This window comes from Acidobacterium sp. S8 (assembly GCF_009765985.1).
GTDB lineage: Bacteria > Acidobacteriota > Terriglobia > Terriglobales > Acidobacteriaceae > Alloacidobacterium.
Map to the genome: position 1 here is coordinate 73,515 of NZ_LMUM01000031.1, position 10,082 is coordinate 83,596.

The window sequence follows — 10,082 nt, forward strand, 5'->3', positions numbered from 1 at the left end:
CATATTCGTATATATCTGCTTCAAGACTTTTTTGATTTCAAACAGCTGCGCAGAATTCCTCAGGTGTGCGAGTTGTTTCTGCCTGTGCAAGCCGACGCGTGGAGGTTAGGCGATGAGAGTTTTGTTACAGGATTTGGGTTATGCATTTCGCCAATTGCGCAAAACTCCTGGCTTTACCGTCACAGTTTTATTGACGCTTGCTCTTGGCATCGGAGCCAATTCGGCCATCTTTACGCTGGTCAACGCCATATTGCTGCATAACTTGCCAGTAGTTGATCCCCGTACCCTTGTGCGCATTGGCGATCAGGATGACTGCTGCGTCAATGGCGGATGGGATGATAAGGGCGATTACTCGCTCTTCTCGACAGACACCTACTCCATGTTCAAAAAGAGCCTGCCGGAGTTCGAAGAGCTGGCCGCGATGGAGTCCGGCTATGCCTGGCGACCCATTACCGTCCGTCGCAGCGGCCCGCAGACAGTGGCGAAGTCCGTCATGGGAACATTTGTCTCCGGCAACTACTTCCGCGTTTTCGGGCTTTCGCCGGCAGCGGGCCGGCTCTTTTCAGACACCGATGATCAGAAGGGCGCGCCTCTCACTGTCGTGATGAGCTACGACGCATGGCAGCAGGACTATGCAGGCGATCTCAGTGTTATAGGAAGCGCGTTCTTCATCAATACCAAGCCGGCCACCATCATCGGCGTAGCTCCCAAGGGTTTCTATGGCGACCGCATCGATACCAATCCGCCGAAGTACTACCTTCCCATGAATGCGATGGATCCCGTCATCGGCGCGCCGTACTTTAACGATCCAGACACGCAATGGGCCTACATCATCGGCCGGGTAAAACCGGGAAGCTCTCTGCCCGTCCTTCAGTCAAAGGCCAGCGCGCTGCTCAAGCAGCAGTTTGCGACACTCAAGACCTTTGCTGATCAGCGAGCCCAGAAGGTTCTTCCCCGTACCCACGTAGTGCTTACGCCCGGCGGCGGCGGCATCCAGAACATGCAGGAAGGTTACAAGGACCACCTGAAGCTGCTGCAATGGATTGCCGCGCTCGTCCTTCTCGTCGCATGCGCCAATGTCGCCAATCTGCTGCTGGTGCGCGGCATGAGTCACAGGGCTGAATTATCCATTCGCTCGGCGCTCGGCGCGCAGCGCAGCCGTATTGTGCGCCAGTTGCTGACGGAAAGCGTACTTCTCTCGGGCATGGGCGGCCTGCTCGGCCTCGCCGTCTCCTATCTCGGAGCGCACGCGCTGCTGGCGCTCGCCTTTCCTGACCACCACAACATGCCGGTCAATGCAGCGCCTTCGCTTCTCGTCATCGGTTTTGCTTTTGTGCTTTCGATGATTACGGGCGTCCTCTTTGGTCTTGCTCCGGCGCTGATGGCAGCGCGTGCACAGCCCATTGAGGCTCTGCGCTCCAACGCGCGCACCACCGCCCACGGCGCATCTTTTCTGCAGCGCTCGCTCGTTGTCCTGCAGGCAGCGCTTTCCCTCGTGCTTCTAGTGGCCGCGGGCCTTTTTGCGCAGAGCCTCAGTAAGGCCGAGAACGTTGACATGAAACTGGATGCAACGAACCGCTACATCGCCCACATCAATCCACAGGCGGCCGGCTACAAGAACACAGAGGTTGAACCTCTTTACCAAACCATCGTCGACCGCTTCCACGCTATTCCCGGCGTTCTCAAAGTCGGTCTCGCCACCTACACGCCAATGGAGCAGAACAACTGGGGATCGGGCGTAAAAGTTCAGGGCGAACCGGACCTGAATAAGGGCGCTTCCTGGGTAAAAGGCACCCCTGAATATTTCGACTCCGTCGGCACCCGCGTCATCATGGGCCGCGGCTTCAAGACGCAGGATACGCTGCATGCGCCGCCCGTGGCCGTCGTCAACCAGGAATTCGTCAAGCAGTTCTTCGGCAAGCGCAATCCCATCGGCCATCACTTTGGCTTTTCCGGTCCCAGCCAGGCTGGCAAGGATGGGGCGCATGAGATCGTTGGCGTGGTGGAGGACACCACCTACACCAGCGTCTACTGGAAGAACCACGCCATGTACTTCCTATCGCTCACGCAGCCCGCCGGCATTCCCGACGCCGACAATCCTCTCGAAAAAGACCAGTCCATGTACGCCGGAGCCATTGTGATTCAAACCGCGCGTCCTATTGCCGGATTTGAAAAGATCGTCGGCGACACGCTGGCGAGCATCAACCCAAACCTCACCATCGTAAAGTTCCAGACCTTCCAGCAGCAGATTGACGACCGCTTTATTGAGGAACGCCTGATTGCGCGTCTTACCTCGCTCTTCGGCCTGCTGGCCCTGCTGCTCGCAGCCATCGGTCTTTATGGCGTCACCGCCTATACTGTAGTCCGCCGCACGCCGGAGATCGGCATCCGCATGGCGTTGGGAGCGGCACGCAGCCGCGTCATCGGAGTGGTCATGCGAGGAGCCATGCTGCAGGCCATCGTTGGTCTTGCTATTGGCATTCCGGTGTCCATCTTCTGCGTCCGTTACGTCAAGTCGCAGCTTTATGAGATCACCGGCGTGAATGTACCGGTCATGATTATTGCCATTGGCGTGCTGGTGCTTGCGGCGGCTATTGCCAGCATCATTCCGGCAAGGCGCGCCGCCTCCATCGATCCCGTACGGGCTTTGCGCGTTGAATGAGCCCGACAATCGGAAATGAGTGATGCAATTCACTCGACGGACTGTCAGTATCGGGGCAGATAGGACGTTCAGGCTATTTTCGACCGTGCGATGCCGTGTATCGATCACGCGAGCCGACATTCCAGCACAGGTTCACATACTCCGAATCGCAGTTGAAGTGATCGCCCCTCAATAAGTGCTGAGGCCTGAAGTGGTCAATCGAGGTTACTGCAAAAAATCAAATTCATTGACAGCTGACAGTAGAATATCTACTATCAGCAAACGGATTGAGGGTCGAATGTCTTCTGTGAAAAAGCAGACGCAACAGCGCGCAAATCTTCTGCAGGGCACGCTGGATATGCTGATTCTGCGAACGCTGCTTTATGGTCCTGCACATGGCCACCAGATCGGAAAACATATTCAGCGGACGACAAATGATTTTCTGCAGATGCAGCATGGCTCTCTCTATCCGGCCCTGCACCGTCTGGAAAAAAGAAGTTGGATAGTTTCCAAATGGGAAACCGCACCGGACAAAAACCGGGAGTTCAAGTATTACCAGCTGACAGAGAAGGGCAGAAAACAGCTTGTGGTCGAAGAGTCAAAATGGAAACAGATGGCGGAAGCCGTTGCCCGCGTCATGTGGCCCGAAGCTGAGGAGATCTGAAATGAAATGGTGGCAGATTCGGAAACGAGATGCGGATCTCGAACGGGAACTGCAATCTGATCTTGAACTCGAAGAAGAGGAGCAGCGCGAAAACGGTCTGTCCACGGAAGAAGCCCGCCACGCGGCTCAGCGCGCCTTCGGCAATACCACACTTATCCGGGAACACATCCACGAGGCATGGGGCCGGGCGCCGATCGAACGACTCTTACAGGATGCTCGTTATGCATTGCGACAACTGTGGAGGTCTCCGGGATTCAGCATTGTCGCAATGATGACGCTCGCACTCGGCATTGGTGCAACAACAGCAATTTTCACACTGGTCTATGATGTGATGCTGCGTCCGTTGCCGTTTGCGCAACCGGACCGGCTTGTAACCATCGAAGAGAAGGTGGCCGAGTGGAGCAACCTATATCCAACCCTGCCGGTAAGCGCAAATCACTTCACTTTCTGGCAGCAGCACAATCGCGCCTTCGATTCGATGGCGATCATGGAGCAGTTCTCAGTGCCGCTCGGCGCCGGCGGCCGCCCTATGCAGGTGGAGGCATTGTCGGCCACTCCAGGAATCTTTTCTGTGCTCCAGGTGCAACCGGCTCTGGGAAGGGCATTCACAGTCGATGAAGCACAGCGGGGACATGAGCATGTTGCGATCCTGACCTATGACCTTTGGCAAGGGCAGTTCAATAGCGATCCAGGCATTCTCAGCAAGACCATATCGCTCGATGGGTTTCCTTACTCGGTCATCGGAGTGATGCCGCAATCATTCCACATGCCTTCGATACAGACCATGGATACTAACGGCAGCACTAATCATCTGTTTTCTGTTGGAATCCTGATCCCTCTTACATTCTCCAAAGAGCGTTTGGCAGAAGAGATGGGCGATCTGAATTATTTCGGGCTGGCTCGGCTGAAGGCCGGTATATCGATCGCTGTGGCAAACGCTGAGCTGAATGCGCTGCAACATGCAATTGTTGCGAATCTGCCTGCGGATGAGAAAGCAACTCTCTCTGCGGAGATCACGCCTTTCCAGGAGAAGCTGGTAGGAAACAACCGCAAGCCATTGATGATCTTGCTCGCGGCGGTTGCAGGTCTGCTGCTGGTGGGTTGTGTGAACGTCGCGAATCTACTGCTTTCTCGCGCAGTCGGCCAGAAGCGGCAAATGGCAGTAGCAGCCGCATTGGGTGCAAGCCGTGCGGAGCTGGTGCGGATGGCCATCCGCGAAACCGCTGTGCTTGCGGCGCTGGGAGGCGGGCTGGGCGTTTTGCTGGCTGCCGGTATTGTTCCGGGCATGCAGCGATATTTGCCTCCCGCGCTCAATTTTCGCGGGTTCCTGCATCTGGACTGGCTGGGAGTAGGATGCGCCCTGCTCCTGGCGATGCTGGCCACCCTGGCTGCGGGCGCAGCGCCGGCGTTCATGATATCCCGCACCGCGCCGCAGGAAATTTTACATAGTGACTCGCGACTGACCAGCGAATCGCCCGGGAGCCGGCGAGCGCGTCGCGTCCTCGTGGCAATTGAATCTTCGGTGAGCGTAGCCCTGGTACTGATGACCGGACTGCTGACCGCAAGCCTGGTAAAGCTGATGGCCGTGGACCGTGGATTCACCACCGAGCGAACCGTTACAGCCACAGTCGATCTGCCTTCGGAGTCCTATCACGATAACCAGCATCGTGCAGCGTTTTATCGGGAAGTCCTCGAACGCATGAATAGATTGCCGGGAGTGGAGCATGCGGCCTTCACCAGCAACCTTCCGCTGATGGGAGACGGTTGGGGAGATATGGCACGAGTCGCAGGAGATCATCGACCGTTTACGCAATTGCCGCTTGAGAACTTTCGCTCGGTCAGCCCACAATATTTTCCGGCAATAGGTCTCCGGCTTACAGCCGGAGAAATCTTTAGTGAAGGTGACTGGGGCAAGAATTTAGCCCTAGTTTCGGAGAAAACGGCCAGGTCGCTGTGGTCGGGGAAAGACCCTTTGGGACAGCAATTCAGTCGAGGGGATCCGGCAACAGAGAAGCCATTTACCGTCGTGGGTATCGTAGCGGATGCGCGGACAATCTCCCTTGCGAAACCTGACCCGATGCTGATTTATGTTCCTTATTGGTATCGCGTCGAGCCAACGGCCGGGCTGGTAGTCAGGACGCATCAGGATCCTTCTGAGATGGCGGATGTGATCCGGCAAACCATCTGGAGCGTCGACCGCGGTGTGCCGGTTCCGACCGTGCGCGCGCTGGGCGGCATGGTTGCGGATTCGGTAGCAAATCAGCGTTTCGAGATGGACCTTCTGCTCCTTTTCGCCGTGAGCGCGCTGTTTCTTGCCGGGTTAGGCGTTTATGGTGTTCTTACCTATTCGGTCGCGCAACGCTATCGCGAAATGGGATTGCGCATGGCTCTTGGAGCGGAGCGGGCAGATGTGTATTGGCTCGTTCTACGCGATGGGCTACTGCCGGTTGCCATCGGCGCACTTGTGGGAATTGCTATAGCGTTCGGATCAGCGCGTGTGGTGAGCAGCCTGCTTTTCGAGGTGAGCCCGTATGATCCGGTGCTGAGTGCCGGCGCGGTTGGCGTGCTGCTGGCGGTAGGCACAATCGCATGCCTGCTACCAGCCCGCCGCGCAGCAGCAGTGGAACCCATGCAGGCACTGCGAACGGAATAAGAAACCGCCCCAAAACCTTAGCCGGAGCCAATCTCATTTGCTGATGCATCGACACAGTACTCATCTTGCAGGCACCGATTTCGCGGCACGCAGGATCAGCTGGATGAGCGCGTTGCCTGAGCCTAACCCCCGATCAGCGCATCGCGGCGATCACTTCATAACGACTGTTCGCAACAACTGGCATTCAGATCGAAATTCGTGTCGACTAGACAGTTATCTCATCATCAATTGAGCGGAAGACCAATACGTCGCACCAAATCCTTCCAACGCGGATCAGGCCGCAGGTTGTCGAACATTGGCATAGTCAGCTCAATCAGGCGGAACACTCGTTGCCGATACGCCTCCTCCAATTGTTCGAACGCGGAGGTCAGGTCGCCAACGCCGATTTGAGTAACGGCGATGTCGAACGGCGAAACGTATATTTGGTGGGACAGGGTCTTGATTCTGTCAAGGATTTCGAGTGCCTTGGTCCTCTCGCCGGACAGCGCATAAGCTCGGCTGAGCAGCGCCAGGAATAGCGGCGCACCACAGAGGCTGACTGACTGTTCGAGGTTTGCGATGGAATGAGCTAGAAGGCCTTTTTGCTCCTGCGCGAGCGCCATGAACCACATCGCGTTGCAATAGTGAGGGTCGATGTCCAGGGTCTTTTGGCATTGTGCGATCGATTCGTCATAGCGGCGTGCCCTGTATAGCAGCAGCCCCAAATGCCCTAGGCTTACGCGGGAGATTGGATTAGACTCCAGCGCTTTTCTGCATTCCGCGATTGCCTCATCGTGACGGGCCTGGATGGACATGTAATCGGCCAGATGGTGGCGCGCCGCCGCGTCGCCTGGTCTCAACTCTACACCGCGTTTGCACACCGATTCGGCATTAGCCCAGTCCCAGTCATATAGAACATGAATTGCCGCCAATGCGTTTTGCGCCGCCGCAACATTTTCGTCCAGTTCCAGCGCCTTGAGCGCGCTGGCTTTGGCCTTGGGGAAAAGATCGCTGCACGGGCCCACCCCGAATAACCCTTGATAAAAATATGCCTGCGAGAGGTTCGCGTGGGCCTGAGCGTACGTGGGGTCGATAGCAATTGCCTGTCTGTAAAGGTCGGCGCTCCGCGCCAAGTCCATTGGGGTAAGTTTTTCGTGGAAATAATTTGCCTTGAGAGCAAGCTCATAAGCCTGCGGATTAATCCGGATCGGCCGGCCAGGCAACAGCAATTTTGGATCAACGAGCTTCTGAATCTGACTGGCTATCTCCTGGGCTATCTCGGCTTGTAGCTGCAGGATGTCACGCAACTCGCGCTCATATCTTCCCGACCAAACGTGTTTTTCCTCCGAAGCATATATCAATTGCGTAATGATTCTGACTTTCTCGCCCGAACGCATCACGGATCCTTCCACCACTGCGTCCACCCGTAGCTCCCTTGCGATTTCCGGGATGGACTTGCGCGTCCCCTTGTATCTCATCACCGACGTTCGGGAGATGACCCGCAACAGCTTGATCCCGGAGATGGCGCCGATTAGCTCATCGGTCATGCCGTCCGAGAAATATTCCTGTGACGGATCACCGGAAAGGTTGTCGAGCGGCAGCACTGCGAGGGAATCGATGCGAAGAGCATGCGACAGCAGCATTGGGCCATGCTCTTGCTCTCCGGTGGAGGCGCCTCGCGCTACAGCAGTGACCTGGGCGAGAAAGCGATATCCGTGTTGCGGCAGAGTTTCAATAAAACGCGGCTTATCCGCGAAATCCCCGAGGGCCTCGCGCAGCCTATTGATTGCCTTATTCAGGCCACGATCGAAGTCGACGAAGGTGTTGTCCGGCCATAGCCTGCCAATGAGGTCTTCTCGTAAGACAACCTCCCCGGCGTGCTCCAACAGGATCACGAGGATCTGAAATGGCTGCTCCTGTAGCCTGATCCTCACGCCTCGACGGCGCAGTTCACCGGATCGAGTGTCAACCTCGAAGGGTCCGAAACCGATCAGCGCCACAAGAGATTCTCCAGGCTGTCGGAGTATAGCAATTCGCAGCACAAGGCTGAATTCGGAAGTGGCGACCATCGCTGATCTGCTGTTTCCATTGAACTTCCCGGGGAACAAACCCGCCACACACAGGGAACACTCAGGCCATTGAGTAAAGCGAAGGAGGGCAGTAAGTTGGTCCCGACTCAAGGATTGGCGGCGGCCCCTTCTCAATGCCGCGTTCAGGACACGGATGAGAACAAGGGTACCGCTCTGATTGAGCCACACGCCGTCAATCTGGACGGCAAGCCCACGCGCCCTTCGGCCAGTCCCCGATGAACTTGTCCCATCGGCATCGACACACATAGGTCCGGCCCGGAGACCAACCCCGATTCAAAAGGAGAAGATATGACGCACTCAGTTCCTTTCAAGCTGTTCGGCAGTTCGGCCGCCAAACCCTTAGGCCGACTTCTCGTCCTTTCGTCCCTCGCGATGGCGCTCCACTCCACCTCCGCTTTTGCAGCCAACGTCTGCAAGAACAATGATCTTGAGGGTGCCTACGTATACTCAGTCGACGCTACCTCGCTGACTGTCCCGCCTGTCGGACCATTGGCCATCCTGGGCAAAATCACTCTGGATGGAAAAGGAAACTTTGCGGGAACAATAAACGGGAGCATCGCGGGAGAAATTCTTCTCGAAGTCCCGATCACCGGAACCTATTCCATCGCTGATGATTGCACGGGAAGCTTCACAACTATTTACCCTCTTTTCGCGGCTCACTTCAGCCTTGTGCTCTTCGATAGCGTCGACCATCGTAAGCAGGGCGAACTCCTTTCTATCGACGCCGGCACAGTTGGAACGGGTGCGGTCAAACCCATGTTGCACTAGAGAATCTGCGCAAACCAGATCTCGACGAGCGGCGCATACACCTTTATCGAAGTGTGTGCGCCGTTCAGCGCCTGGGTCTGCCCGCTCGCGCAAAAATTGCGTTTCCCCGCACGAGGGCGACAACCTACCTCGATATCTCGGTTGCCGCCAACCTGTCAATCAGACCGCGGATTGTGTCTCCTGTCGCATAATTGCCGAGTCATTCATCGCGGATCCGATTTAGTACCGATATGTCGGCTTGTCGGATCTGAAATCCCGAAATGCAACGGCTGCCGGAGGTAGCCAAAAGCTGGAATCAAAATTTGCCCTGGTTCGGCAATCGGCAAGCGCAGGGCTGGAAAGGGCGGAATGCCTAATCCTTTGCAACTGGTTCGAGGGGAATCCAGATTTCAACCGGGCCGACGGGTGTGCCGGTTTCCGAGATACTGGTGAATCGCTCAAACTCCGGTCGATTCTTCTCTCGACGTCCGGAGTTGGCCAGCCATGGCCTAACAACCAGGTTCAGGCGTCGCGAAGCAAAGCTGTCTCATCCACACGAACGACCGCATACTCTCCCGCTTCGAGAGTCAGAGACTCACCATCCGCCACATTTTCTGGGCTTTCATGTGCAACGCCGGTAAGGTAGTGAATCTTGCCGTCGCCAGTGCAAGGCGACGCGCCGTAGAGGTTTGAGCTGCTCCCGAGCGCGGGATGGTTCACCAGAAACGAGCGCCACTGCTTCGGGATGCCCTGAGAGGCTTCCGCCTGCGAATTGTAGGTGGCCATCGTGCCGATCAGCAATACTTCTCCGATAGTCTGGAAGACAGGATTCGGTCGATCTGTCATGGCGATAGGGTACTACAGCTTGCGATCCCATCGTGGTCTAGGCTCTACTTCAGGGGGAGCAAGCCGACAGGGAGACTGAAGTCTTCATCAGTCGGTCTGTGATTCGGAATCTGCCATTCCTCCCGGATCACGGACATACCGGCCGTAATTCTCGATCGATGAATAGTCCGATATCGCGAACCAGCATTCTCGAGGTCGCATTTCCTGTAACTGACTGCTTTCTCCGAACGGGTCAGAAGACTCCTGCGCTTAAGAACAGCGAAGAATCAGCTTAACGCCATCTGCGAACTCCAGACTACGCGTCACCTCACGCTCCTCGGTCATTTTCATATCTCCGCGAGTGGAAGATAGATCCCGAGAAGCCGTCTTCTCGTCATTCAACTGATCGCTCATCAGAAGAGCGTTTTCTATGAGCAGGTCACTGGTGTCAAGGGTTAGTTCTTTGTTTTTCCTTCACAGGGC

At 56.3% G+C, this 10,082-nt stretch carries 6 protein-coding genes; 4 read left to right on the plus strand and 2 right to left on the minus strand.

Annotated elements, in window-relative coordinates; genetic code table 11:
* Nucleotides 1-112 precede the first annotated feature (112 nt).
* The 3 genes from GSQ86_RS14380 (at nt 113) to GSQ86_RS14390 (ending at nt 5,958) form a co-directional block, all read left to right on the plus strand.
* Complete coding sequence (locus GSQ86_RS14380; RefSeq protein WP_158750638.1) at nt 113-2,662, plus strand: ABC transporter permease; 2,550 nt, start codon at nt 113-115, stop codon at nt 2,660-2,662.
* 277 nt (nt 2,663-2,939) lie between these two features.
* Nucleotides 2,940-3,305 carry a PadR family transcriptional regulator gene (locus GSQ86_RS14385; RefSeq protein ID WP_174239974.1) on the plus strand — a complete coding sequence of 122 codons (366 nt, stop codon included), beginning with the start codon at nt 2,940-2,942 and terminating at the stop codon, nt 3,303-3,305.
* A 1-nt stretch (nt 3,306) separates the two neighbouring features.
* Nucleotides 3,307-5,958 carry an ABC transporter permease gene (locus GSQ86_RS14390; protein WP_158750639.1) on the plus strand — a complete coding sequence of 884 codons (2,652 nt, stop codon included), beginning with the start codon at nt 3,307-3,309 and terminating at the stop codon, nt 5,956-5,958.
* A 224-nt stretch (nt 5,959-6,182) separates the two neighbouring features.
* Here the strand turns inward: GSQ86_RS14390 and GSQ86_RS14395 are convergent, their stop codons facing one another.
* Nucleotides 6,183-7,937 carry a winged helix-turn-helix domain-containing protein gene (locus GSQ86_RS14395; RefSeq protein WP_158750640.1) on the minus strand — a complete coding sequence of 585 codons (1,755 nt, stop codon included), beginning with the start codon at nt 7,935-7,937 and terminating at the stop codon, nt 6,183-6,185.
* 378 nt (nt 7,938-8,315) lie between these two features.
* Here GSQ86_RS14395 and GSQ86_RS14400 point away from each other — a divergent pair, with 378 nt between their 5' ends.
* Nucleotides 8,316-8,795, plus strand: coding sequence for a hypothetical protein (locus tag GSQ86_RS14400; protein WP_158750641.1), 480 nt, complete (start codon nt 8,316-8,318; stop codon nt 8,793-8,795).
* Between the two features lie 501 nt (nt 8,796-9,296).
* Here GSQ86_RS14400 and GSQ86_RS14405 read toward each other — a convergent pair.
* Nucleotides 9,297-9,620: a GyrI-like domain-containing protein gene (locus GSQ86_RS14405; RefSeq protein WP_158750642.1), complete on the minus strand. Its 324-nt coding sequence runs from the start codon at nt 9,618-9,620 to the stop codon at nt 9,297-9,299.
* Nucleotides 9,621-10,082 lie beyond the last annotated feature (462 nt).

Excerpts from the sequence above, each read along its gene's own strand:
- GSQ86_RS14380 (WP_158750638.1), top strand. The coding sequence starts at position 113 with ATGAGAGTTTTGTTACAGGATTTGGGTTATGCATTTCGCCAATTGCGC.
- GSQ86_RS14385 (WP_174239974.1), top strand. The coding sequence starts at position 2,940 with ATGTCTTCTGTGAAAAAGCAGACGCAACAGCGCGCAAATCTTCTGCAG.
- GSQ86_RS14390 (WP_158750639.1), top strand. The coding sequence starts at position 3,307 with ATGAAATGGTGGCAGATTCGGAAACGAGATGCGGATCTCGAACGGGAA.
- GSQ86_RS14400 (WP_158750641.1), top strand. The coding sequence starts at position 8,316 with ATGACGCACTCAGTTCCTTTCAAGCTGTTCGGCAGTTCGGCCGCCAAA.
- GSQ86_RS14405 (WP_158750642.1), bottom strand. The coding sequence starts at position 9,620 with ATGACAGATCGACCGAATCCTGTCTTCCAGACTATCGGAGAAGTATTG.